The sequence below is a fragment of the Clostridium sp. TF06-15AC genome, assembly GCF_003481165.1.
Taxonomy (GTDB): domain Bacteria; phylum Bacillota; class Clostridia; order Lachnospirales; family Lachnospiraceae; genus Otoolea; species Otoolea fessa.
Map to the genome: position 1 here is coordinate 52,429 of NZ_QUKS01000003.1, position 25,551 is coordinate 77,979.

The 25,551-nt window shown below is 46.0% G+C and carries 29 protein-coding genes and 1 tRNA gene; 5 read left to right on the forward strand and 25 right to left on the reverse strand.

Going from position 1 to position 25,551, the window contains the following annotated elements; genetic code table 11:
* Nucleotides 1-11: 11 nt before the first annotated feature.
* The 9 genes from DXC57_RS07665 to DXC57_RS07700 all read right to left on the reverse strand — a co-directional run bounded on the left by DXC57_RS07665 (nt 12) and on the right by DXC57_RS07700 (nt 5,398).
* Nucleotides 12-710, reverse strand: coding sequence for a DUF6291 domain-containing protein (locus DXC57_RS07665; RefSeq protein ID WP_118651944.1), 699 nt, complete (start codon nt 708-710; stop codon nt 12-14).
* 19 nt (nt 711-729) lie between these two features.
* Nucleotides 730-1,533, reverse strand: a complete 804-nt coding sequence (locus DXC57_RS07670; RefSeq protein WP_317346892.1) for a PD-(D/E)XK nuclease-like domain-containing protein — start codon at nt 1,531-1,533, stop codon at nt 730-732.
* A 3-nt stretch (nt 1,534-1,536) separates the two neighbouring features.
* Nucleotides 1,537-2,496: a DUF1351 domain-containing protein gene (locus DXC57_RS07675; RefSeq protein WP_118651946.1), complete on the reverse strand. Its 960-nt coding sequence runs from the start codon at nt 2,494-2,496 to the stop codon at nt 1,537-1,539.
* Between the two features lie 15 nt (nt 2,497-2,511).
* Complete coding sequence (locus DXC57_RS07680; RefSeq protein WP_118651948.1) at nt 2,512-3,480, reverse strand: RecT family recombinase; 969 nt, start codon at nt 3,478-3,480, stop codon at nt 2,512-2,514.
* Entirely contained in the window at nt 3,383-3,736 is a 354-nt protein-coding gene (locus tag DXC57_RS15340; protein ID WP_147354088.1) for a hypothetical protein, read from the reverse strand. Before DXC57_RS15340 ends, DXC57_RS07680 begins: the two co-directional genes overlap by 98 nt.
* A gap of 189 nt (nt 3,737-3,925) precedes the next feature.
* The gene (locus DXC57_RS07690) at nt 3,926-4,477 is read right to left on the reverse strand and encodes a cell wall hydrolase (protein ID WP_182457238.1); all 552 of its coding nucleotides are present in this window, start codon (nt 4,475-4,477) and stop codon (nt 3,926-3,928) included.
* Nucleotides 4,478-4,511: 34 nt separating this feature from the next.
* Nucleotides 4,512-4,667 carry a hypothetical protein gene (locus tag DXC57_RS15490; protein WP_177957878.1) on the reverse strand — a complete coding sequence of 52 codons (156 nt, stop codon included), beginning with the start codon at nt 4,665-4,667 and terminating at the stop codon, nt 4,512-4,514.
* 5 nt (nt 4,668-4,672) lie between these two features.
* Entirely contained in the window at nt 4,673-5,134 is a 462-nt protein-coding gene (locus DXC57_RS07695) for a helix-turn-helix transcriptional regulator (protein ID WP_118651954.1), read from the reverse strand.
* A 21-nt stretch (nt 5,135-5,155) separates the two neighbouring features.
* Nucleotides 5,156-5,398, reverse strand: a complete 243-nt coding sequence (locus tag DXC57_RS07700) for a helix-turn-helix transcriptional regulator (protein WP_118651956.1) — start codon at nt 5,396-5,398, stop codon at nt 5,156-5,158.
* A gap of 184 nt (nt 5,399-5,582) precedes the next feature.
* On the opposite strand from DXC57_RS07700, the gene DXC57_RS07705 reads away from it, so the two are divergent.
* The 3 genes from DXC57_RS07705 to DXC57_RS07715 all read left to right on the forward strand — a co-directional run bounded on the left by DXC57_RS07705 (nt 5,583) and on the right by DXC57_RS07715 (nt 7,977).
* On the forward strand, nt 5,583-5,942 hold the full coding sequence (locus tag DXC57_RS07705) for a helix-turn-helix transcriptional regulator (RefSeq protein ID WP_118651958.1): 360 nt from the start codon (nt 5,583-5,585) through the stop codon (nt 5,940-5,942).
* Nucleotides 5,943-6,010: 68 nt separating this feature from the next.
* Nucleotides 6,011-6,196: a hypothetical protein gene (locus tag DXC57_RS07710; RefSeq protein WP_118651960.1), complete on the forward strand. Its 186-nt coding sequence runs from the start codon at nt 6,011-6,013 to the stop codon at nt 6,194-6,196.
* Between the two features lie 41 nt (nt 6,197-6,237).
* A complete protein-coding gene (locus tag DXC57_RS07715; RefSeq protein ID WP_118651962.1) occupies nt 6,238-7,977 on the forward strand; it encodes a recombinase family protein in 1,740 nt (579 codons plus the stop codon).
* A 121-nt stretch (nt 7,978-8,098) separates the two neighbouring features.
* On the opposite strand, the gene queA is transcribed toward DXC57_RS07715, so the two are convergent.
* The gene (queA, locus tag DXC57_RS07720) at nt 8,099-9,124 is read right to left on the reverse strand and encodes a tRNA preQ1(34) S-adenosylmethionine ribosyltransferase-isomerase QueA (RefSeq protein ID WP_118651964.1); all 1,026 of its coding nucleotides are present in this window, start codon (nt 9,122-9,124) and stop codon (nt 8,099-8,101) included.
* Between the two features lie 72 nt (nt 9,125-9,196).
* Complete coding sequence (locus tag DXC57_RS07725; RefSeq protein WP_118651966.1) at nt 9,197-9,982, reverse strand: hypothetical protein; 786 nt, start codon at nt 9,980-9,982, stop codon at nt 9,197-9,199.
* Between the two features lie 120 nt (nt 9,983-10,102).
* Between DXC57_RS07725 and DXC57_RS07730 the strand changes: the two genes are divergently transcribed.
* Together DXC57_RS07730 and DXC57_RS07735 are read left to right on the forward strand one after the other, a co-directional pair.
* Nucleotides 10,103-10,174, forward strand: a tRNA-Arg gene (locus DXC57_RS07730).
* Between the two features lie 75 nt (nt 10,175-10,249).
* Nucleotides 10,250-11,149 (forward strand): MBL fold metallo-hydrolase, encoded by a 900-nt coding sequence (locus tag DXC57_RS07735; protein ID WP_182457240.1) that lies wholly within the window; start codon nt 10,250-10,252, stop codon nt 11,147-11,149.
* A 33-nt stretch (nt 11,150-11,182) separates the two neighbouring features.
* On the opposite strand, the gene DXC57_RS07740 is transcribed toward DXC57_RS07735, so the two are convergent.
* The 14 genes from DXC57_RS07740 to pth form a co-directional block, all read right to left on the reverse strand.
* On the reverse strand, nt 11,183-11,785 hold the full coding sequence (locus DXC57_RS07740; RefSeq protein ID WP_118651970.1) for a DedA family protein: 603 nt from the start codon (nt 11,783-11,785) through the stop codon (nt 11,183-11,185).
* A 107-nt stretch (nt 11,786-11,892) separates the two neighbouring features.
* On the reverse strand, nt 11,893-12,555 hold the full coding sequence (phoU, locus tag DXC57_RS07745; protein ID WP_022359896.1) for a phosphate signaling complex protein PhoU: 663 nt from the start codon (nt 12,553-12,555) through the stop codon (nt 11,893-11,895).
* 72 nt (nt 12,556-12,627) lie between these two features.
* Nucleotides 12,628-13,383, reverse strand: coding sequence for a phosphate ABC transporter ATP-binding protein PstB (pstB, locus tag DXC57_RS07750; protein ID WP_118469519.1), 756 nt, complete (start codon nt 13,381-13,383; stop codon nt 12,628-12,630).
* A gap of 21 nt (nt 13,384-13,404) precedes the next feature.
* Nucleotides 13,405-14,280 (reverse strand): phosphate ABC transporter permease PstA, encoded by an 876-nt coding sequence (gene pstA / locus DXC57_RS07755; RefSeq protein WP_118524736.1) that lies wholly within the window; start codon nt 14,278-14,280, stop codon nt 13,405-13,407.
* On the reverse strand, nt 14,270-15,208 hold the full coding sequence (gene pstC, locus DXC57_RS07760) for a phosphate ABC transporter permease subunit PstC (protein ID WP_022359893.1): 939 nt from the start codon (nt 15,206-15,208) through the stop codon (nt 14,270-14,272). The genes pstA and pstC overlap by 11 nt, the downstream gene beginning before the upstream one ends.
* A 197-nt stretch (nt 15,209-15,405) precedes the next feature.
* Complete coding sequence (locus DXC57_RS07765) at nt 15,406-16,323, reverse strand: phosphate ABC transporter substrate-binding protein (protein ID WP_118651972.1); 918 nt, start codon at nt 16,321-16,323, stop codon at nt 15,406-15,408.
* A 323-nt stretch (nt 16,324-16,646) separates the two neighbouring features.
* Entirely contained in the window at nt 16,647-17,870 is a 1,224-nt protein-coding gene (tyrS, locus tag DXC57_RS07775) for a tyrosine--tRNA ligase (protein WP_118638585.1), read from the reverse strand.
* An 891-nt stretch (nt 17,871-18,761) separates the two neighbouring features.
* The gene (locus DXC57_RS07780) at nt 18,762-19,829 is read right to left on the reverse strand and encodes a M56 family metallopeptidase (protein ID WP_118651976.1); all 1,068 of its coding nucleotides are present in this window, start codon (nt 19,827-19,829) and stop codon (nt 18,762-18,764) included.
* Nucleotides 19,826-20,221, reverse strand: a complete 396-nt coding sequence (locus DXC57_RS07785; RefSeq protein WP_107001486.1) for a BlaI/MecI/CopY family transcriptional regulator — start codon at nt 20,219-20,221, stop codon at nt 19,826-19,828. Before DXC57_RS07785 ends, DXC57_RS07780 begins: the two co-directional genes overlap by 4 nt.
* A 64-nt stretch (nt 20,222-20,285) precedes the next feature.
* On the reverse strand, nt 20,286-20,591 hold the full coding sequence (locus tag DXC57_RS07790; RefSeq protein ID WP_107001485.1) for a hypothetical protein: 306 nt from the start codon (nt 20,589-20,591) through the stop codon (nt 20,286-20,288).
* A 17-nt stretch (nt 20,592-20,608) separates the two neighbouring features.
* On the reverse strand, nt 20,609-21,016 hold the full coding sequence (locus DXC57_RS07795; RefSeq protein WP_147354089.1) for a hypothetical protein: 408 nt from the start codon (nt 21,014-21,016) through the stop codon (nt 20,609-20,611).
* Nucleotides 21,017-21,047: 31 nt separating this feature from the next.
* Complete coding sequence (locus tag DXC57_RS15495; RefSeq protein ID WP_182457242.1) at nt 21,048-21,191, reverse strand: hypothetical protein; 144 nt, start codon at nt 21,189-21,191, stop codon at nt 21,048-21,050.
* 195 nt (nt 21,192-21,386) lie between these two features.
* Nucleotides 21,387-24,917 (reverse strand): transcription-repair coupling factor, encoded by a 3,531-nt coding sequence (gene mfd / locus DXC57_RS07800; protein ID WP_118651978.1) that lies wholly within the window; start codon nt 24,915-24,917, stop codon nt 21,387-21,389.
* The gene (gene pth, locus DXC57_RS07805) at nt 24,914-25,543 is read right to left on the reverse strand and encodes an aminoacyl-tRNA hydrolase (RefSeq protein ID WP_022359889.1); all 630 of its coding nucleotides are present in this window, start codon (nt 25,541-25,543) and stop codon (nt 24,914-24,916) included. Before pth ends, mfd begins: the two co-directional genes overlap by 4 nt.
* Between the last annotated feature and the right edge of the window lie 8 nt (nt 25,544-25,551).

The window sequence follows — 25,551 nt, forward strand, 5'->3', positions numbered from 1 at the left end:
ATGCCTCCAATCTATCTGAATGGGTTTCCCTCATCCTCTTGTGATTCCTCAACCCTATTATTTTCCCGTTTATTCAAGAAGTCCTCAAAAGGTGTATTCTCACTAAGGAACGTCTTGGCGTGTTTTATGTATTTACTCTCTGTTCTCTCTCGAACCAGTTTTTTCTTGTAATTTTCAGCCGCTTCGCACAATTCATCGGGTGACCATCCATCATTGAGGCGTGCCTTGTATTTCTTATACGCTTCGCCTTTTCCATCTTTTCTTGGGTATATCCTCCAAAATCTCTGGAAATCTGTGCTGTACTCTGTTTTCTTCGGTTTCTTTGGTGGCTCCTGCGGTACTTCCTGCTCCGGTGCTTTCTCTTCCGCCATCTCTATTCCAGGAATATCAAGAACCGACTGGGTTTCTTCCATACCATCCGGTTTTTTCGGTTCTTCTGTCTGTACCTTTTTCGGTCTACCTCCCAGCTTTCCGTTTCTTCTGTTTATCTCACATCTGGCATCGTACTTGTCGCTATCTCTTTTGAGCTGTGACCGGATAAAGGAGAAAGCCATTAAAGGCAGTCCTGCCAGCTCTTCACAAGGCAAATCATTCACATAACAGAAGATTGCCTTTATCAGCTTTCCAGCCTCCTCATCAGACATGAGCGAGAAGTGGTCTATATAATCGTTATAAAGTTGAAAGCTCTTTTTGTCCTCTGACTTTCCCATTGTATCCGCTCCAATTTCTCTAAACTTCTGCTACAAGGTCGGCTATTCCTATCGGTCTTTTCAGGACTTTAGTTTCCCGGCAGTAATCGCAGCAATGGCATCTCAAAGGTTCGATTTCTCCTCTCTTTACTGCCAGTACGTGATTGATATTTGCTTTTACAACCTCCCTCGCCTCTCTCAGGTAATTATCCTGTACATGGATAATCTCAATATTCGGTGTGCTTTCCTTACTGATTCCGGCAATATAGAACGGCAATCTCTTTCCGGTATTCTGATATACGACTTCCTGATATATTGCGCCCTGGATGTCGTACCCCCAGTAGCGGACGAAATCTAAGTATCCTATATCTCGCACCCACTCCAATTTTGTAAGGGATGCCATAACTTTAAGGTCCACAATCGCAACTCCCGGAATATAACTGTCCATTTTGATTTTCCAGGGTGTTCCATACAGTTCTGCGGTCATTATGACCTGCTTTTCCCCGGACATATATTTCATAAAGAGTTCGTCCCTCTCTGCTCTCTGAATCAGCGCATCCGCTTTTACATATTCCGCTTTCAGATTTCCATCTTTTTTGAACATTTCCGTGTGTTCACTCTTAAATGCATCAAGTGTACCCTCGAAATATCTATCAACATAGCTGCCAACCATCAATGCTGTTGAGCTTGCCTGCGCATACTCGCCTTTGAGTTTTGCAAGGGCAGCCTCCTCGCAAGCCACCCTGCCATATGTACCGTTGAAATCCTTGAACTGGGATACGGACATATACTCATAATTTGCAATGTCTGAATAATAATTTTCTTCTGTCAACTGCATTCCCATTTCTTAGACCTCCCTGTACTCTGCTCCAACAAATTTGATATAATCCAGAATCTTTTTATGCTGTTCTTCGTTTCCTCTGACCTGGATTGTCCAAATCTTTTTGCCTCCACTTAATCCCGGCTGCTGTGTTACCGGATTAGCAATCGTTCCGGTTACTGCCTGCTGATATGCGTGTCTTTCAATGCTTTCGATTGCCTTTCCCATTTCAGTCTTAGGTTCTGCAGAAGCGACAGGCTCCGGTGCTTTCTCTGGTTCCTGCGGCTGTTCTTCCTTTTTGGCAAGTGCTTCACGCTTTGCCGCCTCTTCTCTCTCCCTCTTCTGTCTTTCTCTTTCCAGAATCATTTCTTTCTGCTTGCGAAGCTCCTGGACCTTAGATAACGCCTCGGATAATACCAGATTTCTCTCATATACCTTTTTCGCATCCTCTCTGAAATCTTCCTCAATTCCATCAAGGATGTTCAGGTCGCCTTTTGTATTCTCAAATGCAGTATTTACCGCATCCTGCCAGGTTTTCTTCGTGGTGGATTTGTTCTCCCACTTACTGTCATAAATCTTAGATTTCAGCTTAGAGGCAACTGTTTCCGGTAATTCTGCAAACACTTCTGCCATGTATGCAAGAATTTCCTCTTTTTTCTTCTTTTTCTGTTCCTCTTCGTAATCCTTTACCTGCTTTGCAATCGTATTGATAGGCTCATCAATAAGCTGTGTCAGCTCCTTTGCCTGTTTTTCCATCTCATTGTATGGCTCCAGGCACTTCTTTTTGACGTCTTTTCTTCTGTCCTCAACGGATTCTTTTAACTTTCTAAGATATGCAACGGTTTTCTTCGCATCTGCGATTGAATCATCGTCAAACACAATGCCAGTGTATTTCTTCATCTCTGTGGCAAGTGCCGTTTTCAATTCTTCAAAATTCCAGTTAATTTTTCCTACTTCCTGTTTTACTACTACCTGTAATTCGTTCATTTTCTCATCCTCCTGTTATTTCCAAGGTAAATCGTCCATTGCTGATTCATCCGGCATCATAAAACCCGTGCCATCAGGCATCGGCTGTGGCTGTTCCTCCTGCTGCTGTTCAAAAGGAATTGCCTGCTGTGTCGGTTCTTTTGTTTCCTGCGGTTGTGACTGTTCTACCGGTACAGGCTCTTTCTTCGCCTGCTCCATCTGCGCGAACACATCAACCGGCGCGCCATTATCCGGTAATGCGGCTGTAGCTGTTCTTCCATCAATGAACACCGGCTGACCGTTTTCAAACTCCACATCGCCGCCTGCAAGATATGCTTTCTGCTGTTCGATGTTGTCAAAATCAAGGTCAATCAGCTTGCACAATCTGCGGAGGACTGTCTTTTTATACATCTCTCCTGTGCTACTCTTCCAAGCCTGGCTGTCTTTGGCTTTGGAATATGTATTTCTGACATTCTCGATTTCTTCTACGCTCATGGTGTCATACATCATTGAGCCATCTTTGAAAACTACAATCGCAAAAGCTCCAATCATTGGCTTGTTGGAAAACGGCTGTGGTCTGTAGATTACATTCTGAACGCCTGCGTCCACCTCTTCTGTAAAGAAATCATCCTGTCGGACCACTTTTGCAAAAATGTCCTTAATCGGATTTCTGGAAAATCTCTTGCACATTTTGATTTCGCCTTTATAGTCCGTTTGAAAATTAAGTTCCCCTCCATACGGAATTGCGTAACATTCTCCGTTGAAATAATCCAACCCCAGATATGCCGCTTTGCACAAGCACACTGCCATTGATTCAAATGTCAGCTTGCAAAGCTCCGTCTTTTTCTTTTTGTCTTTCAGCATTTCGGAAATAACCGTAACCGTATTCAAGGCGAAACGCTCCTGATTAAATCCTGCTGGCAATGCTGCTTTGTGGGTAGTTAATTCCTTGATAATCGAACTCTGCACCCCTGAAAGCCACTGTTTTTCTGTCATTTCTGCCATCGTCTGTAACCTCCTGTTTTTGTGTTTTTATATATCTCTCAAATTCCATCATCCCGGTTGAAACTTCATTTATTGCATTTCTGATAAAATATTCTTTTATCACGTCCGGGAGTAAATACGGAATGTAAGATTCATCCTTACCGGCTACTGCCGCTTTTCTCTCTGCGTACTGCACCAGTTCTGTAAACTTCCTGTCTGTCATGCTGTACCCTTGCTTTTCTGCGTCTTTTCTTATGTCCTCGTATAATTCCTGCATCAATCAGCACTCCTCTCATCATCCTTATGAGCCATTCCAGAAAAAGCATAAATGCCGGTGCTAACCATTCGCCGCCTATTGCAAAATGCCCCTGCGTGTTGTATCTCACTCTGATGAGCACTCCTAACAGTGTGAATCCAACAGTTAATGCTATCCAGTGTTTCACTATCATGCGTTCCAGCATCTTTCTCATTCCTCCCTGTCTATGTAAAAATCATGCCCGCCATGCGAATACAGGTAATTCAGATTATCTCTGTGCCATGTTCTACTGCTTTCACTCTCGAAATAGGTTGCTCCCAGGCTGCCGTCCCATTTTTCTGATACAATCATCTGCAAAGCCTCAAAGCATTCTTTGTTCGGCTCAACTTTTTGGAATCTTCCGTTTGCAACCGGTGTGAATTGCCCTTTTTCGTAAATCACTTCTGACACCGTATCAGGAAATCCCTCTGCTTTTGTTCTATTCAGAACTACCAACATGACAAGAGCTTTCCCCTCCACATCTTCGCCCTCGGCTTCTGCCATGGCTATTTTGCAAAGCATATAGGCATCATCTGCATTTATTTCTTCATTCATGATTGTGCTGGTATATTCTGTCTTGAATGTTTCCTGCGGTTCCTCTGTGGTAATTGTTTGTGTGTTATCTTCAATAGAAACTTCATAACCAGATACATCCTGCGCTGATGCAGTATATCTTTGTTTCCCATGCATACACACTGTCATTTGAACTGCGGCAAACATCATCGCCGCATCAACTACAAGGACCTTAATTTTTCTTTTATGCGCTCTTTGCATTGTTATCTCCTTTCAGCGGCGTAACGAATATCCCTAAATCAAGTTCTGGCATCGACTGTACAGCCTCCAAAAGTTCCTCGTCAGAGCAAATATTAAATTCTTCTTTCAGGACTTCTTTCAGTCTGTCAATCAGTTCCATGATTTTTACTTCCTCTCCGCCATCATTCGCAGTTCTGTAATAGCCTTATAAACTCCATCTAAAGACTGAACCATTTCTTTCAGTTCTTCTCTCTCGGCTGCCTCAACCTTTCCGTCCTCGGCAATCCTCAATAATGTTTTTTGGATTTTGTCGATTTTCTCATCCTCCAACCCTGAAAGCATTCTTACCGTAATGCCCTCTATGTTCCCTGCCTCTGTTGCTATTGGCAGTTCCTTTCCTATCGGACATTCGCTCTTGCAGTAGATGCATTTCAGCTCTGGTGCGTTGTACACCTCCGCCATCATCACAACCACATCTACAGGAATGTTTTTCGTTATTCCCAATTCGTAATGTGCAAGGGTTGATTCGGAAATCCCAAGTATTTCAGCCGCCCCGGCTCTGCTGTTCAATCTCTCATTATGTATTGCAGCTCTTTTCCTGCACTCAAAATACACGTTTTCGTTCATATCCTGTAACCATCCTCTATGTCAGTTCTCTTCGCTTTGCCCTATACTATTAGCAGGTTGATAAATGGCGTCGTAATCATTGCTGATTCCCAGGCAATCGCTCACTTTGTTTACTGCCGGTTGGCTGTAAATCCTGCCGTTAATAATTGAGGATAAATATGGTCTTGCCAGCCCGGTTTTTGTTGCCAGCTCGGACACATCCATGTCCTTGTCAATTAAGGTGTGCTTTACCAACTTGCACCAAGGCGGAAGTCTTTTCTTCATCTCGCACCCTCCCTTTCTCGGTTCCGCTTATTCTTTACTTTTGTAAGGTTCTCATGTAAAATAATGAGTATGTAATCTTTATTTCATTCTCAAATGCATCTTACATTGGTAACTATAACTCATAGTTTTGAGTAGGTCAACCCCTGTAACGCATTTTTTTGAGTTTTTATTTTAGGAGGTCATTATGTTATACGATAGATTTCGTGAAGCCTGTGAAAAGCGAGGCACTACAATAACACAAGTTCTGCGTGATATAGGGCGTGCAGAGGGAAATACAGGGAGCTGGAAAGCAGGAAAATCCCCGAAACTGGACATTGTTATGGAAATGGCTGAACACCTCAACATGACATTGGATGATTTTGTATATGGCGATAATCCACCTATCGCAAAACCATCAACGCAAAATAGTGAGTTATCCGATATGGAGCAGGAACTTCTTGAGGTTTTCTCCCACATACCGGCGGACAGACAGCAACTGTGTCTGGACTTCTTACGCACTCATATGGTCCAACCCGAAAAGTATGCCGACAAGATGAACGCGTAATCACTTTGGACTATGCCAGATACCGGCGTCTTAATAAACCGGAATAATTTCAGAAAGGACGGTGTGCTATGTCAAAAACTGACAATATCATAAAGCTGTATGAGCCATCATCCAAAGGCAATGACAGCGAGCGTGATGCTTACGTTCAGGAACTCCAACGTTTGCTCGCTTGCTATCAGCTTGCCAGTTCAGATGATAAAAATGTCGTTTGGGCAGTGCTGAACAAATATGCACCGCATATCGACACGATATAGCCCCAGGCATGGGGCTTTTCTTGTTGTATGGGAAAATCATTATGAGAAATAAATCATTGGCAGGAAGAGCCAATAACCGGGCAGAACGCCCTCGTAAGGTTGCTATTTACATTCGTGTATCTACAACCCATCAGATAGATAAGGATTCTCTGCCAATGCAGCGCAAGGACCTTATCGCATATTGTGAACTTATCCTCGGCATTGAGGATTACGAAATATTTGAGGATGCAGGGTACTCCGGGAAAAACACCGACCGGCCTGCGTTTCAAGAAATGATGCAGAAAATACGTGCCGGCTCATTCTCCCATTTACTTGTCTGGAAGATAGACCGTATCTCTCGTAATCTTCTGGACTTTGCAGAAATGTACGAAGAGCTTCAATCCCTGCGAGTAACTTTTGTCAGCAAAAATGAGCAGTTCGATACTTCAAATGCTATGGGTGAAGCTATGCTCAAAATCATTTTAGTGTTTGCGGAACTCGAACGCAACATGACATCGGAGCGTGTTACTGCAACAATGATTTCAAGAGCTAACCAGGGATTGTGGAATGGCGGCAGGATTCCTTATGGATATTCCTACGATGCGGAAACTTCTGCGTTCTCCATCATCCAGGATGAAGCGGATGTGTGTCAGCTTATGAAAACAGATTATTTTGAGCATAAATCCATTATTCATACTGCCAGGTTACTGAACGATAAGAAAATTCCTACCCGGTCAGGTGCGCTCTGGTCCCCTACTGCGGTATGGAAAATACTGTCCAGTCCTTTTTACGCCGGTGTCTACCGGTACAACCATTACAAAGGAACTGAAAACAGAACTCTCAACCCGGAGGAAGAATGGGTGCTTGTCCCAGACCATCATCCTGCAATATTCACTTTGGAAGAACACGAAAAATTATGTGATATTCTTGATGCGAACAAAAGAACCGCCAATCTTCCAGGGCAAAAACACCGGGCAAAAAATGTGTATGTGTTCTCCGGCATCCTTTATTGCGGAAAATGTGGTAATAAACTGGTTTCCACTCCCGGCAGATTGCAGGCAGATAATTTCCGCACTACCACTTACTCATGCCCGAAAAAGAGGAAAACGCACGAGTGTGATAATCCATCTGTAAATGATTTGATTGTTGGAGAATTTGTTATAAATTATATTTTGAATATGCTCAACGCAAAAAGTTCTTTTTCCTCCATCAACTCCCCTGCGGAACTTGAAGAGCGTTTGCTTTATGGTGGCTCATTCAAGGACGTGCAGCATATCTCGGAAGATGGTCTGAATGAATTTTACAATCTTCTATCTCGGTACGGCTCGGATAGTTCCTATGTCTTTGCTGTAAAACACCCTCGCAAGAAAAAGGCTGCTGTCAATCCAGAAGTCGAAGCTCTCCGTAAGGATAAGGAAAAGCAGGAACGTGCCTTGAAGCGATTGCAGGATTTATACCTTTATTCCGAAAGAGCAATGACCGAAAAGGATTTCATCATACAGAAAAATGAAATATCCTCCAGGATTCAGGACATTAACACCCGGCTTGGTATGGTTACGCACGATGCCAATTCCACATTATCGGATGAGGATTTTGTGCGGCAAGCAAGCCATCTCCTCATTACGAAAAAACTCATTGGTCGGGATTATATTTATTATAAAGCCCTGGCACAGACCGTTTCGCCGGATGTCCTCAAAATATACATGGAAACTATTTTAGATTCTGTTTATGTGATTGATGGGCGTGTTTCCTCCATCGTGTTTAGAAATGGTCTTACTCATACTTTCATATACCAAAAATGATACCGGCATGAATGTCGGGAACAAAATAACCCAGAAGCCGCATAGCTCCTGGGTTTCATTTTATCCCATTATTCAATTATTTTTCAGATGTGGGATTCCTTACTTTTGTAAGAAAACGGTGTTATTCTATAAACATGGCATCCCCAAAACTAAAGAACCGATATCTCTGCCGGATCGCCTCTTCATACGCCGTGAGCACGTGTTCTCTGCCTGCCAGTGCGGATACCAGCATGACGAGTGTGGACTCCGGCAGGTGGAAGTTTGTGATCAGGCAGTCCAGAATCTTGAACTGGTAGCCCGGATAGATGAAAATGTCGGTCCAGCCGCTGCACGCGCGGATCGTGCCGTCCTCAGCTGCTGCGGATTCAATCGTCCGGCAGCTTGTCGTACCGACACAGATGATGCGTCCGCCATTTTTCTTCGTCTCATTGATCATGTTGGCGGCATCTTCCTCGATACGATAGAACTCCGAGTGCATATGATGATCCAGTACATTCGAAACCTTGACCGGCCGGAAGGTTCCCAGACCCACATGAAGTGTGACGTGCGCGATCTTGACGCCCATTTCCTGAATCTGTGCCAGCAGCTCTTTCGTGAAATGCAGACCTGCTGTCGGTGCAGCCGCCGATCCTTCATGTTCCGCATAAACCGTCTGATAGCGGTTCTTGTCCTGCAGACGGTGTGTGATGTATGGCGGCAGCGGCATCTGGCCGAGCTGGTCGAGAATCTCCTCGAAAATACCCTCGTAGGAGAACTGAATCAGCCGGTTTCCTTCCTCTACCACATCAATGACGGTTCCCTTTAACAGACCGTCGCCAAAATTAATCACGGTTCCCGGCTTTGCCTTTTTGCCCGGCTTTACCAGCGTCTCCCAGATATCGTTCTCACGGCGTTTCAGAAGAAGAATCTCGATGTGTGCATCCGTTCCCTCCTTGCTTCCGATCAGACGCGCCGGGATAACCTTTGTGTCATTGATCACCAGGCAATCGCCCGGATGAAGATAATTGACAATATCCTTAAACACCTTATGCTGCATCTCACCCGTCTTTTTATCCAGCACTAAAAGCCGGGAAGAAGAACGATCTTCCAGCGGATCCTGCGCGATCAGCTCCTGTGGTAAATCATAATAAAAATCTTTTACATCCATTCTTTCTGCCTCTTTTTCTTTCTATCTATAAATCTCTTTATTTTTCCATTCAGTTAGACAAAGTAAAACATTTTAAGGATTCGACGCAGACGGCTCTGTCTCATCCCGCATATACGACGCGCCCTGTTTCATAAATTCCACGCGCTCTTTCAACGCCTCATCCTGCTCCATCGCCGCATCCATTGCTTCATCCGTCTGCTTGCTGAGAAGGCGCACATCCTCATTGACCGACAGCTCTTCAAAATACTGCGTCAGCTCTTCGGACATTTTCCCGTCATCGATCTGCCAGCTTCCGTCCTCCGCCCGGATTGCATAGATCCGCACCAGACTCGGTGCCGGTGTCTCCACGCCCGTATACAAAATCTCATAATACACATACGCTGCCATCTCACCGTCCCTAAGCCCCGGCGTCGTATAACATTTCACATTCTGGTACCCGGAAATGTACTGCTTCTGTTCTTCAAATTCCTGACGGTAGTGTTCTTCCTCACTCGTATCCTGTGAGGTAAACAACTTCACAAACGTATCCATATCACAGTCGGAAACCGCCTGAAAATAAGTATTCATCAGCTCTGTGATCCCCGACTCGCCATTCTCTGTCAGAATACATCCGCCAAAGTCCTGAATATATTCTTTCGTGTCCGGCTCAATCACCATTCCAGATCCGCCTGTATCCACCATTTCTGCCGGTAAGCCATCCTTTTTCCCCAGAATGTCTGTTATTTTCCCGGAAAACATCGCCACCGCGCCAATCAGAATCAATACAATCACCGCCGCAAGCAGCATCACATAGCGGCGCAGTTCCCAGTCCGTTCCGTTCTTCCGGCTGCGTCCCGGTTTCTTTTTCGGTTCTCCCACCCGACCGCCTCCTGACTTATTCGATTGTTAATATTATAGCGGTGATTTGGTTACTCGGCAAGCGGTATTTCCGAAAAAAAACTTGCAATTTTCTAAATATTATAGTATCATATAAGTAATGCGTCTGTAGCTCAGTGGATAGAGCGCCGGCCTCCGGAGCCTGAGGCGTAGGTTCGATTCCTATCAGACGCATTCTTAAAAAGCGACAGCGGAGATATCTCAGCCGTCGCTTTTTGCGTTATTCATGATAAAAGGAGGACTCTTCCCGTGGAACTCATACACGTTTCTGGAAATACAGACTGCCTGCTTGGCAAAACAGCCGTCGGCATCTACCGCATCGACGACACCCGCTGCATCCTGTTTGACAATGGTTACTCAAAGGAATATGACGAGCTGGTCGGCTCTCTGAAAGATGCCGGGCTGACCCCGGCGGGGCTGATCGTTTCCCACGCGCACATCGACCATCATGGAAACAGCAAACGCCTGCGCGAAGTCTTTCAGATTCCACTGGCTATGTCGCTTGGCGAAGCCGGGCTGATCGCCTCCCAGGCGGCGCTGGAACGGTATACCAATTATTTCGGGCGCTCCGAGGAGGAAAAGATTTCCATCGACACCGAGCAGCGCTGCCCGGTTGACTGTATCATCCAGCCGGAGGATACTTCCGTGACACTCTGCGGCGTAACCTTCCAGGTTCACCATATGCCGGGGCATTCCCTCGACCACATCGTCATCGGCACACCGGACGGCGTCTGCTTTGCCGGGGACGCGCTTTTAACCGAAAATGTCCTGCGTCACGTCAAGCTTCCATACTGCGACCACGTCGGTCTGGATCTGAAAAGCAAGGAAGCAATCACAAAACTGCCTTACCAGCACTGGATTTTATCGCACAAAGGTCCATTTGATGGCAATATCCGGGAACTGGCGGACAAAAATATGGATCTTGTCCGTCTGCGTCTCGCAGAGCTGGCAAAGCTTTTGCAGAGACCGATGACGCGTGATGAATTTTATCAGGAAAGCCGACGCCTGATCGGAATGCACATCGGTACCTACGACCAGCTCATCCGTCAGGAACGCCACCTGCGCCCATATCTGGAACAGCTGGTGATCGATGGGACGGCACGGCTGGAAGTAAAGAATGACACGATATATTTTTACTTGAATGAATAAACTCTTTCTGCATGAATTTTCACTCTCCTGTTGTTATCGTTTCCGAAAATACACACACGCCACCGCAAATCCCAAGATTCCCGCTCCCATCACGGCGAAGCGGGAATATGTTTTTAACAGCACCAGAATACGTTCCCACGATGCCCCCGCCACCGCGCCGGCTCCGATGAGCACCGTATTCCAGATAAGACTGCCCGCTGTTGTCAGAAGGAGAAACGGCAGCAGTTCCATCTTTGCCATCCCCGCCGGAATCGAGATCAGGCTTCGGATGATCGGAACGAACCGGCAAAAAAAGACGGCTGACCGTCCCGTTCTCTCCAGCCATCCGTCTGCATCTTTCACATCTTCCACTTCTACTCCCAGCCGTTTTCCCCATGCCCCGCCCAAAAATGCATAAAACTTCTGCACGGGAATGTGCCGCCCCAGCTCATACAGAATCAGCGCCCCCAGCACCGAGCCCGCCGTCGCTGACAGAACTGCCCCGGCTATGTTCATCCGTGTATATGTTGTCATAAATCCACCAAAGGTTAAAATCACTTCCGACGGGATCGGCGGAAACAAATTCTCAATTAGAATCAGGGCAAACATTCCCGCATATCCGTATGAACTTAAAAGTTCCAGCACTATATCACGCATGATATATCGCACTCCACGTTATTTCCACATATTCTATTTATTTTATGCGGAACGGAAAAAATCCAGGCATCTAATTTTCATTTTTCATGCCCGGATTTTAATTAAACCTAGAGAATCATCACATCCCCCACGGCCCCCGTATCCGAGAACTCTGTCCACTCGCACACATTGACCGCGTGATCGGCGATTCGCTCCAGGTACTTGGCAACCATCAGCACATCCACCGCCACATCGGATTTGTCTCCATCTTTTTTCAGAAATTCGATGACTTCCCGTTTGACACGCTCAAAAAAGGCATCAATCAGGTCATCTCTCTGCTCAAAGGTTTCTGCGGTTTCGGTATCGCGCTCGATGAAAGCGCGAATTGCATCTTTAACCATCGTTTTTACATTTGCCACCATCGCCGGAAGGTGTTTGCTCACAAGACCGTAATCCGCTGCCTCTAAGCGCAGGGACAGATCGGCAATATCCGCTGCCTGATCGCCCATCCGCTCCAGATCGGTCACTACCTTCAGTGCCGTCGAGATATGGCGCAGATCGCTGGCGACCGGCTGCTGCTTTAACATCAGCATCAGGCAGTGTGTCTCGATCTTTCGTTCCATATTGTCCACATCGCGGTCGCCTTTGATTATCTTGTCTGCCAATTCCGTATTATGTTCGCTGAGAGCCTGAAAGCTGCTGTCAATCGCATCCTGCACCATCTGGCTCATCGTGATTACCTCCTGATTCAGGTTCTTTAACTCCTGTAAAAATGTTTCTCTTGTCGCCATCCCGCGTCTCCTCCGTTTATATTGTTTTCTGCCTGATTTTCTACCCATTCCAAATTTCCAACCATCCGGTTATCATCCAAACCGTCCGGTAATATAGTCTTCCGTCTTCTTCTCCCGCGGATGCGAGAACAGATCCGTCGTCGGTGCATACTCGACTACCTCTCCCACCAGGAAAAATGCCGTGTAGTCCGCAATACGGGTCGCCTGCTGCATATTGTGGGTAACGATGACAACGGTATAATTCTTCTTAAGCTCGCCCATCAGATCCTCGATTTTCAGCGTGGAAATCGGGTCCAGTGCCGAGGTCGGCTCATCCATCAGGAGAATCTCCGGCTCAACCGCCAACGCACGCGCGATGCAGAGACGCTGCTGCTGTCCGCCGGAAAGTCCCAGTGCAGAACGTTTCAGGCGATCCTTGACCTCATCCCACAGGGCCGCGCCGCGCAGACTCTTCTCCACAATCGCGTCCAGCTCTGCTTTTCCCTTAATGCCGTGAATCCGCGGTCCATACGCGATATTGTCATAAATACTCATCGGAAATGGGTTCGGCTGCTGAAATACCATGCCGACCTTCTTGCGAAGAAGCGTCGTATCAACCTTCGGATCATAGATATCCTCGCCGTCGATCCACACCTTTCCATTGATTGTTACATTCGGCACCAGATCGTTCATGCGGTTCAATGTTTTTAAATAGGTAGACTTACCGCAGCCGGACGGTCCGATAAACGCTGTGATCTGATTTTCATATATATCCAGATTGATATTTTTTAATGCATGATTGTTTCCATAGTACAGATTCAAATCCGACGTAGAAATTTTTGTCTCCATATCATTTCCTCATTTTTTACTTTATTTTAATTTTGTCACATCAAACCGGTTGGTCAAAAATCTCGTCAGCAGGTTGATTCCCAGCACGATAATCAGAAGCACGACCGCGATTCCAAACGCCTGATCGTATTTTGCTTTCTGCATCGACAGGTAGAGCTGGATGGTCAGCGTGCCGCTCGACTCAAACAGTTTTCCAAACAGGTTTTTCGGAAGCTGGAAGCCGCTTCCGGCAGTAAACAGAAGCGCCGCCGACTCGCCCACGATACGGCCAATCGAAAGGATGACGCCGGTCAGAATACCCGGTGCCGCACTCGGCAGCAGGATCGTCCGGATCATATACCATTTCGTTGCACCGATTCCCAGTGCGCCGCTGCGGTAGCTGTCCGGAACGGTTTTGAGTGCTTCCTGTGTGTTCCGCGTAATCAGCGGAAGCACCATCAGGGTCAGCGTGAAGGATCCGGTCAGAACCGAATAGCCCAGCTTCAGCGTCATTCCGAAAAAGACCATACCGAACAAACCAAAAATAATCGACGGAATACCGGACAGGATCTCGGTTGTAAATTCAATCGTCCGCACCAGTTTTCCCGGCTTTGCGTATTCGTTCAGATAAATGGCGGAGCCGATTCCGATCGGCGCTGCAATGATAAGGGTAATTACAATGATATAAATCGTGTTGATGATATTTCCCAGAATACCAAAGGTGCCCTTGAGGGAGCTCTGCACCGTGGACAGAAGCTGCCAGGAAACCTGCGGCAGGCCGCGCACAAACACATACCCCATGATGCCAACTAACAGCGCGATCGCCACGCCAGCTGCCAGATAAATCAGCACTTTTAAGATATTGTCCCCGATGCGGGTGCGCTTCTGGCAAATACTTTTCATTCTATTATCGGTCATTTGCGCCGCCCTCCTTCACAAACATCCGGCTGAGCACCGTGTTGATAAACATGATAAATACGAACAGCACCAGACCGATGGTAAAGAGCACTTCCCGGTGAAGTCCCTCTGAATAAGACATTTCCGCCACGATCGCGGTTGTCAGGAAACGGACGGAGTTAAATGGAAGCGGCAGATTGACTGAACTTCCAGATACCAGGCTGATCGCCATTGCCTCCCCGATCGCACGTCCGCAGCCTAAAACCACCGCCGTGATGATGCCGGAGTGCGCCGCCGGAACGATTACTTTGAAAATCGTCTGGATATGCGTTGCACCGAGCGCCAGCGATGCGCTTTTTAAATGTTTCGGGACTGCCCTAAGCGACGCCTCGCTGATATTGATGACGGTCGGAAGAATCATGATTGCCAGAACCAGAACCGCCGATATCAGGTTCGCACCGCCGGTAAACTGATGCGTCGTGGAACCGGCAAAGATTTTCATTTCCAGCTTATACATCAGGGGATTTAAAATCAAAATTCCTAAGAGTCCGTAGATAACCGACGGAATACCTGCCAGAAGCTCAACTGCCGGGCGGACCACTGCCGCTACCTTCGGCGGCGCAACCTCTGCCAGAAAGATGGCGGTAAACAGCCCGATCGGAACACCGATCAGGATCGCCAGAAAGGTTCCGACGATGGAAGTTAAAATTACGTAGAGAATTCCGAAAGACGCCGGATTTCCAGTCGGCTTCCAGACGGTTCCAAATAAGATTTCCGGAACACCCACCTTAAAAAGTGCCGGGGTACCGCTGATAATCATGTATAAGGTAATTGAAAAAACTGCCACCACCGCCAGCAGGCCGCAGGCAGTAAAAATAATTTCCGCTGCCCTCTCTACCGCTGATTTCGTGGCATGGCTTCCAAAAATGGTAAATTTCTTTTCGTGCATATGTCTCTCCTGTCTCGGATTGAACAGCGAGCCGCTTTCGGCCAAAGCAGAGTTTCCTTTCTGCGGCTTGACTGCAAGCGACTCGATATTATTTGAATCTATTCAATATTATATGTATTCGTGAATTACTGATTTTTCTATCCTTACCTGTTTTCACCGGTAATTTTATCCACATTCACAAATTCCGATGCAGTTTCTTACTTCGTAGTAATCAGGCCTACAGATTTAATCAGGTCATCGCCTTCTGCAGAGTATACATAATCAAACAGCGCCTGTACCAGCTCGTTCTGCTCAGAAATTTCTCCCTTGGTTGCCATAACGAATGGACGGCTTAAGAAATAGCTGCCTGCCTTGATGTTCTCCTCCGTCGGCTCTACATCATCCAGTTTAACTGCCTTAACGGTATCATCGACTACATCCAGAGAAACGTATCCGATGGAACCCGGTGTAGATGCTACTTTTGCCATAACTGCACCGGTGGAATCCAGCTCGTTTGCATATTTGCAGGCATCTTCCAGACCCAGAAGCTCCTCAAATGCGCCTCTTGTACCGGAACCTGCTTCCCGTCCGACTACGACAATCGGCATATCGCTGCCGCCTACATCCTTCCAGTTTGTGATGCTTCCGTCGTAAATGCCAGTCAGGTCATCCTTGCTCAGACCATCTACAGCGTTGGACGGGTCAACGACAACGGCGATACCATCGATGGCTACGATATTTTCAACAGCACCTTTTGCTTTCTCATCATCCTTTAATGCTCTGGAAGAATCACCGACATCACACTGACCTGCCAGCACGGACTCGATACCTGCGGAAGAGCCGGTAAATTCAGCCTGTACAGTCACGTTCGGATATTTCTCCATGAACGTTTCTGCCAGTGCATTTGCAAATTTTTCCATCGAAGTGGAACCTGCTAAAGTGATAGAACCACTTAAATCTTTTGTATCTGCGCTGTTCTCGGTTGTATCTGCTGCTGCACCACTTTCAGCTGCGCTGCTATCTGCGCTTGTGTCTGCTGTACTTGTATTTGTATTGCTGGAACCACATCCTACCATTCCAGTTGCCAGAACGGCTGCTCCTAATACTGCGATTGTTTTCTGAATATTTTTCTTCATAATAAAATTCCTCTTTCCTCTCTCTTTTTTCTCTCAGAGTTTTTTATCCTTGATTTCTTACAGTACGCAGTATAAAAGATTCCTGGATTTACAGAAATCATGTTTTGGTATCGTTTATGTAAAATTTGGGTAATTTTTGTGGGAGTGAATGTAAGATATGGTTTCGGATCTGCTCTGTTTCTCTCCATGATCCGAACCGCCGCCGGACATCTCTTCGGGCTTTGCTTGAAAGTCCGGGCAGAGATCGCCGGCGGCATGATTCTGATTTTTATACTGAGTTTCATTCTGCTCTCAAACAAGGCAGGTGAATTTCCCCAGACATCCTACTTCAGAACAACCTTCTTAAAGTTTTTCTTACCTCTCTTGACAACCATTCCTTCGCCGGAAAGCTGATCCTTCGTAAAGACTGCCTTAATATCCTTTACCTGGTTTCCGTCTACAGATACGCCGCCCTGCTCGACATTTCTTCTTGCCTCGGAACGGGACGGAGCCAGACCGGATTTCTGCAGGATGGAGAGAATATCGATCTCATCACCGTTGAAATCATCCTCCGTCAGCTCGTAGGTCGGCATATTCGCTGCATTTCCGCTGGAAAACAGTGCTTTCGCTGCTGCCTGTGCCTTCTCAGCCTCTTCCTCGCCGTGTACCAGCTTGGTCAGCTCGTAAGCCAGGATCTCTTTTGCAGTATTTAACTGGCTGCCTTCCCATTTATCCATCTCATCGATCTGCTCAAGCGGCAGGAAGGTCAGCATACGCAGGCATTTTAATACGTCCGCGTCAGCGACGTTTCTCCAGTACTGGTAGAACTCGAACGGGGATGTCTTGTTCGGATCCAGCCATACAGCGCCGGACTGGGTCTTACCCATCTTCTTGCCCTCGGAGTTTAACAGCAGGGTGATGGTCATTGCGTGTGCGTCCTTGCCAAGCTTTCTGCGGATCAGCTCGGTACCGCCTAACATATTGCTCCACTGATCATCGCCGCCGAACTGCATGTTGCAGCCGTATTTCTGGTATAACATATAGAAGTCGTAGCTCTGCATAATCATGTAGTTGAACTCTAAGAAGCTTAAGCCTCTCTCCATTCTCTGCTTGTAGCACTCAGCGGTCAGCATACGGTTGACGCTGAAATGCGGACCAACCTCGCGCAGTAAGTTTACATAATTCAGATTCATCAGCCACTCTGCGTTGTTGACTAAGAGCGCCTTGTCATCAGAGAAATCGATGAAACGGCTCATCTGCTTTTTGAAGCAGTCGCAGTTATGCTGGATCGTCTCCGGTGTCAGCATCTGGCGCATATCCGTACGTCCGGACGGATCGCCGATCATGCCGGTGCCGCCGCCAAGTAATGCGATCGGCTTGTTGCCTGCCATCTGCAGACGTTTCATCAGGCACAGTGCCATGAAATGTCCTACATGAAGGCTGTCTGCGGTCGGGTCAAAACCGATGTAGAAAACGGCTTTTCCTTCGTTGACCAGTTTTTTGATCTCTTCTTCGTTTGTAACCTGGGCGATCAGACCTCTGGCTACTAATTCTTCGTAAATCTGCATTTTCCTGTTTACTCCTTTTTATAAAAAATAATTTTGCTTACTCGTTTTGCTTCTCCACGGGATTCCTTTTTTCAAAAATACATCCGATTCATCCTTTATTTTCTCTCCGAAAATCATTCTCAAAACAGAACAATAAAGGTACTTTGGAACGTCTGTGATTTCACAAGACACATTTTTCTATAAAATAAAAAAGCCCCGTCCTCCAAAAAGGACGGGGCAAAATTCCCGTGTTACCACCTTTGTTCGCAGACAGCTCGCGCCCATCTGCCTCTGCCGGTACCCTCTGATACCGTGACCGGATAACGTGTGTCTCTCACGTCGCAGCCTACCAAATCAACCGCCGCACATTTTCCACGCAGCCTTTTCATCGGATCCGATTTTAGATTCTTCGGTGCGAAGCTCCGGGATGTATTCGAATATCCGGTTCACGCGCGCCTCTCATCATCCGGCTGCTTTCTGTGCGCTCTCCTGCGGATCTCTACTTGTTCCCTTCATTGCCTTTGTAAGGTTATTGAGTATATTCTGTATTATAAGCGAAATTTATTATTTGTCAAGGCAATTTCTCAACTTCAAACTTCACGCTATAAAATTTTTACATTACTTTAAATTCAAAGCGTAAAAAGTAGTGTACATATTTATTAAATATAATTATCATATTATTACTTTAGTCACACAGTTCCCAATCTCCCAGCCACGTATCCTTAGAATAATTATATAATCTTCTATATAATTTCCCGTTTTCAACTTTATAAACATATTTTATAACATCTGCTCTAGCTATTGAACTCGATTTTTCAACAGCCACCTCTTTCTCTTGTGCAAACGCAGTCCCTGAAAAAATACATGTCATAGCAATTATTACTGCTAAAATTCTGATCGTTTTTTTTATTTTTATTTCCTCCTAATATTAATATTCTTTAATTCATTTGGTATTTCATCCAATGTTCCTATATATGTACCATTCATATATAATTCATACCCGTTTTCTGTCTTTACAAAAAAGTTATTTTTTTTGACTATATCATCTTCTTCAAAATACGGTGCATGCAACTTCAAATCAGCTACTGGTTCTATTACTATTGTACCAGACAATATAATAGCAATTAAGAAAAAGAACAACTTAATATTGACCTGTTTTTTTTGTTCTTCATTCAATATAGAAGAAATTCTAATTTTCAAAAAACTTCCATTAAAAAAAGATAGTGTTCCTCTCCTTTTTAACGCTTTTGTCCTAGACATTTTTAACAATATTTCAACATAATGAATTTTTTCTATTTCAGATAACTCATTACAAACAATTAAATCATTTCTTATTTCTAATATGTTAGAAAAATAATACCGAACTATGTATACTAACGGATTCCACCAGTATAAAAGACATAATATTTCAAAAAAACACTTTAAAAATAAATCTCTTTTAATGTAATGTCCCACTTCATGCAAGAGTACTATTTTTTTTGTTTCTTCATCTATATTCGGTATTATTATATACGGATTTTTTATACCAACAATAAATGGATCTTCTATACTACCAACTTTCAATATTGGTATTTTTTTCACTTTTTTATACTTTTTAACACGAATATACTCTATCGGTCTTATTTCTTTTATTAATTTTATAAATGATATATATGATAAACTTTTTTGCACTAAGATAAGAAAACTTCCAAGTAAACTAATCAAAAAAAGTACAGAAAAATGACTTAAAAATCCTATTTTCCCCCGCATAAAGCGACAAAGTTCTGGATATAATATTTTTATTCCTATCGTATGACTTATTCCGCAAATATCTATTGGAAAAAATAATTTTACTCCTGTTAGTACAGTGCAAAAAATAAGTAATTTTACTTCATACAAGCTATAATTTTCTTGCTTTTTCCATATATAAACCGACAAAAAACCCAATAGCAAAATTGAACTACATATTGCCGATAAAATTGATGTATATGTTATTTTCATAAAATCTCTTTTTTTCTTTTTTGAACTATACGTTCTAATTCGTCAATAACCGACTCTTCATCTACTGCTCCATTCAACAAAGCTGCTGTTATTGTATTTACAAAGGACATAGGATTTCTAGAATTTTTCATACATTTTTCTATTTTTTCTTCTATTTCTTCATCCTGAGTCTTTTTCGCTTTATATCGCCTAGCAAAAACTTTTCCAGTCTGAACTGTATCAATAACCTGAACATAACCCTTATCAAGCAATTTTCTTAACACAGTATGGACTGTTGGCGTTGTCAATTCTTTTTCAGATTCTACAATTTCTGTCACCGTCATGGGTTTTTCATACTTCCACAAAACCTGCATAACATTCATTTCTCGTTCACTTAAATAATTATTCTTCATAAAATTCCCAATCTCATAATTTATAGAAACAAAGGGAGCAACTGACGCCCCCTTTGTTTTTCACTCAAGTTCCAATACTACTAACTAATATTATCATTTCCAAGATCCACATTCCATAAATCACTCTATCTTTTTTCATTAGCTCATACCATTCAGGCGTATCTAATAATCTTGGTTTTTTAATTATATAATAATAACAAAAAATCAAAATACAAAGAAAAATTCTAACAGTTCCCACCTGATCATACCAATTTCTAATTCCCATTATGGAAGCAATTCGCTCCCCACAAAGACACAGTTCCATTAATAAAGCGGCAAACGTTGCTTCTCTTCCTTGACGGAATTCATTTGATACTCTATTCTCTTTCATTGCATCTCCCTTTTTTATTACCAATACTCATACTTGGTATAACCTGGCGTCCACCCTAATACCCCATCATTATTATAGCCATATGTATAAGATATTGTAACTTTTGCATAGTTTATGCCACCCTTTTGTGCAGCTGCTAAAACTGTTTTAGCAACAAGTGCTGCCACTGCTACCCCTGCTCCTGCTCCGCCTACCTGTCTTGCGATAAAATTAGTTATTGTCGCTAAATCTTTCATTTCTTGCAAATCAATTGTATACACAATATTTACAACGGTTCCTATAGCAGCTGTTGCTGGTAATCTTCCAGTTATACTAGATGCCCTCGAAGCACCTGTAGATCCTCCACTACCACTTTTGCTTACTTCCAATAATTCTTTAACTTCCGATCTTGAAAAACCAAAATCTTCCATTAACATATCTTCCACAACAGTTTCATCCGTTACCGAAGCATATTTATCATAAATATCTCAATTCATGTTGATCAATCACAACCTTTGTTGCCACTTTATCTATTGAATATGGCGGCGCTTCCGCAAATGTTGGGATTACCAATGAAGTTGACATAACTATCGACAATAAAATACTCATAATTTTTTTCATAAAACCACCTCTTAACGTTATTCACATTATTAATGAGCATCCCACATTTTTGCTGCATTGGAATCCCTCCCTTCTTTAAATTTAGTAAACAAGCTTTAATTTGATTATATATTATCATCTTTGATTATATATGTCAATATTAAAAATATATTTTCATTTCAAATATACTTTCAATCTTTTCTACACAATTAAAAACTACTCTTTCGCCAGCGCCGCGAGCCCGGAAAGAATCTCCCGCGCCTTCACAAGCATCGTCTCGCAGTCCGTATGTTTCTGCCGCACATCGCGGTAATAGAACGACGGTACATCACCCGTCCTGAAGGTCAGCGTGCCCTTGTACTTCTCCATCAGCGCCGGAATGCCAGAGACGTCCAGATTGGCTTTCTGGTACATCTGGATCGTGATATCCTGCTTCTTCACATCGACCTCCACGACGCCCGCCTGATGAGCAAGCGCTTTCAAATCGGCGATCTTTAACAGATTCTCCACTGAACGCGGAAGCTCGCCAAAGCGGTCGATCAGCTCATCCTGCATATCCAGGTACTCTTCCTGGTTCTCGATACCGGAAATCCGCTTGTAAACGTCGAGTTTCTGGTACTCATTCCGGATGTAAGACGGCGGAATATACGCGTCGATGTCGCAGTCCACCACCGTTTCGAAATCCTCCGCTTCCTTCTCCCCGCGCAGCGCCAGCACCGCCTCGTTTAAAAGTTTACAGTACAGATCGTAACCGACCGCCTCCATATGACCGTGCTGTTCCGCGCCCAGAAGATTTCCGGCACCGCGCAGCTCCAAATCACGCATCGCAATCTTGATACCACTTCCCAGCTCCGTAAATTCACGGATCGCCTGCAGACGTTTTTCCGCCTCCTCACGCAGCAGCTTGTCGCGCCGGTACATGAGAAATGCATACGAAGTCCGCCCGGAACGTCCGACGCGCCCGCGGATCTGGTAGAGCTGCGACAGCCCCAGCCGGTCGGCGTCGTGGATGATGATCGTGTTTGCATTCGGAATATCCAGTCCTGTCTCGATGATGGTCGTGGACACCAGAACGTCAATATTTCCCTCGACGAAATCCAGCATGATTTTTTCCAGCTCATGTTCGTGCATCTGCCCGTGGGCGAATACAACGTTTGCCTCCGGCACCAGCGCCGCCACGTGGTTTGCCACCTCGTCGATGTTATTGACACGGTTGTAGACATAATAAACCTGTCCGCCCCGCGCCAGCTCCCTGTGAATCGCCTCGCGCACCATCTCGTCGTTGTACTCCATGACGTAGGTCTGAATCGGCAGGCGGTCTACCGGCGGTTCCTCCAGAACACTCATGTCCCGGATGCCGATGAGGCTCATATGCAGGGTACGTGGAATCGGCGTCGCCGTCAGCGTCAGAACATCCACATTTTCCTTGAGTTTCTTGATCTTTTCCTTATGCGCCACACCGAAACGCTGTTCCTCGTCGATGATCAGAAGCCCCAGATTTTTAAAGACAACATCCTTAGAAAGGACGCGGTGCGTTCCGATCACGACATCCACCTGCCCTTTTTTCAGATCTTCCAGCGTTTTTTTCTGCTCGCCCGCCGTGCGGAAACGCGACAGCATATCGACCCGGACCGGGAAATCCTTCATTCGCTGCACAAAGGTATTGTAATGCTGCTGCGCCAAAATTGTGGTCGGCACCAGATACACAACCTGCTTCCCCTCCTGAATCGCCTTAAATGCCGCCCGGAGCGCGATCTCCGTCTTGCCATATCCAACGTCGCCGCAGATCAAGCGGTCCATGATGCGGCGGCTTTCCATATCTTTTTTTGTCGCCTCGATCGCCTCCAGCTGATCCTCCGTCTCCTCAAACGGGAACATTTCCTCAAACTCCCTCTGCCAGACCGTATCCGGTCCATACTGGTAGCCCTCGCTCCGCTGGCGAGCCGCATAAAGCTCGACGAGATCCTTTGCAATATCGCGGACCGCCCCGCGCACCTTGCTCTTCGTTTTATTCCATTCCGTTCCGCCCAGTTTATTGAGCTTCGGCGTCCTGGCATCCGATCCCGCATATTTCTGGATTCCTTCCAGGCGCGTCGCCGGAAGGTAGAGATTGCCGCCATCACGGTACTCAATCTTGATGTAATCCTTGACAACCTTGTCCTGCTCGATCTTCTCGATGCCCCGGTAAATGCCGAGTCCGTGGCTCTCATGCACCACATAATCACCGATCGAAAGCTCGGAAAAGCTCTGGATCTTCTTACCCTGGTAGGAGGTCTTTTTCTTCTTTTTCCGCCCCCGTCCGCCGCCGAACATGTCTCCCTCGGTAATCACGACGAACTTAATCAGCGGATATTCAAATCCCCGGTGCAGCTTTCCATAGGTCACCAGGATTTCGCCCGGTTTCACAGTGTTTTCGCCCTCATCCGGACAGAATGCGCTCAAATCGTACTCCCGCAGATCGCCCGCCAGACGGCTCGCGCGCGTCCGCGAACCCGCCAGCAATACCACACGGTATTTTTCTTTCTTCCAGCGCGTCAGATCGCTGATTAAAAGCTCAAATCCATTCTGATAGGAATTGACATTTTTGACGCTCAAACTGTACTTTTTCTTAACCGTCATGCCAGAGAGCTTCTGATCCAGCCCCAGCAGTAAAAGAGTCCGCGGGCGCATCGCCATCGCCAGCGTCTCCTTCGCCGAATAGAGGAAGGAAGTCTGCCCCGGAAGCAGATAGCCGCCCTCGAGACGGTGCGACATACTCTCCCGGAACTCCGTCTCGGTCGTCTCTGCTTTTTCCTTCAAGCGCAGCGGCTCATCCAGAAAAATCGTCAGCTCATCCGCTGGAAAATAGTTTAAAAACGACACCGTTTCCTTGCAGAAATACCGGATATAGCTTCCCAGCCCATGCACCCGGAAGCCCTCGCGAAGCCCCTCTAAGACCTCCGAAACAGCTGAATCCATCCGGTACGCCTCTTCCGTCTTCATGGCATCCCGGAGCTTTTTCACGTATTTCTTACGTTCCTTCTCGATCGCCTCGATTCCATCCTGAATCTGCTCCGGCGTGAGCGCCATCTCCGTCGCCGGATAGATCACCGCCTCGTCTACCTGCTCGATCGAACGCTGACTCTCCGGGTCAAAGGTACGGATCGAATCGACCTCATCGCCCCACAGCTCGATCCGGTACGGCACTTCCTCCGTCAGTGGAAAAATGTCGATAATACCGCCACGTACCGAAAACTGCCCCGAACCATCGACCTGCGCGACCTTCTCATATCCCATTTCCGCCAGGGCGCGCGTCAGCTTCCCGACCTCGACCACATCTTCCGCCCCGATCGTGAGACTTCGCTCTTTCATCCATGCAAGCGGCAGCAGATGTTCCATCAGCCCGTCGATCGTCGTGACCACCACGCCGCTGGAACTCTCCAAGACCCGCCGCATGACCTGAATCCGCTGTTTCGTCAGCAGATTTCCGTGGATATCTGACGTATAAAACAGCAGATCCCTCGCCGGGTACAGCGAAATATCCGGGTCAAAACACCGGTAATCCTCACAGATCTCCCGCGCCCTCGAATCATCGTAGGTGACAATCAGCTTCCAGGGCGTCAGATCCGAAAGCTCGGACAGCAGATGCACCTTCTGCGAATCCAGACATCCCGTGACAAGAAGCGGTCCCTGTCCGCGCTGTAAATCCGTTTTGAGATCCTGGAACTCGATCATCTCCTCTAACGGATTTGCAAATACATCGCTCATTGTGTCTTGACTTCCTCCTTCCTCTCCGCCTTCTGCTTCTCTAGCTTCTCCTTCTCCCCGCGCGCCGCGCCGTTAAAATGGTTCATCGCCGCCTCAACGCCCTCGGTCATCATATCCACGACTGCCGCCGCACCATCCTTAAACGCCGTCGTCATCGTCTCGGCTTCCTCTTTCGGAAAATGTCCCAGCACATAGTCTGCCAGATCCATGCGCGCCGGCTTCTCGCCCACACCGATCCGCACGCGCGGAAATTCCTGCGTTCCCAGATGGGCGATGATATTTTTGATTCCATTGTGGCCGCCCGCGCTGCCTTTTTTGCGGATCCGGATGCCGCCCGGAACCAGGCTGATATCGTCATAAATCACGATAAACTCCGATGGATCTACCTTATAATAATCCATTACCTGACGGATGCACTCGCCGCTCAGGTTCATATACGTCTGCGGCTTTACCAGAATGACCTTATTTCCCTCGATCACGCCTTTTCCAATCAGTCCCTTAAATGCTTTCTCCCGGACATCAATGTTATACTTGTCCGCCAGCGCATCCAGCGTCATAAATCCCACATTGTGGCGGGTTCCCTCATATTCTCTTCCCGGATTTCCAAGTCCTGCAATTACATACATAATTCTAT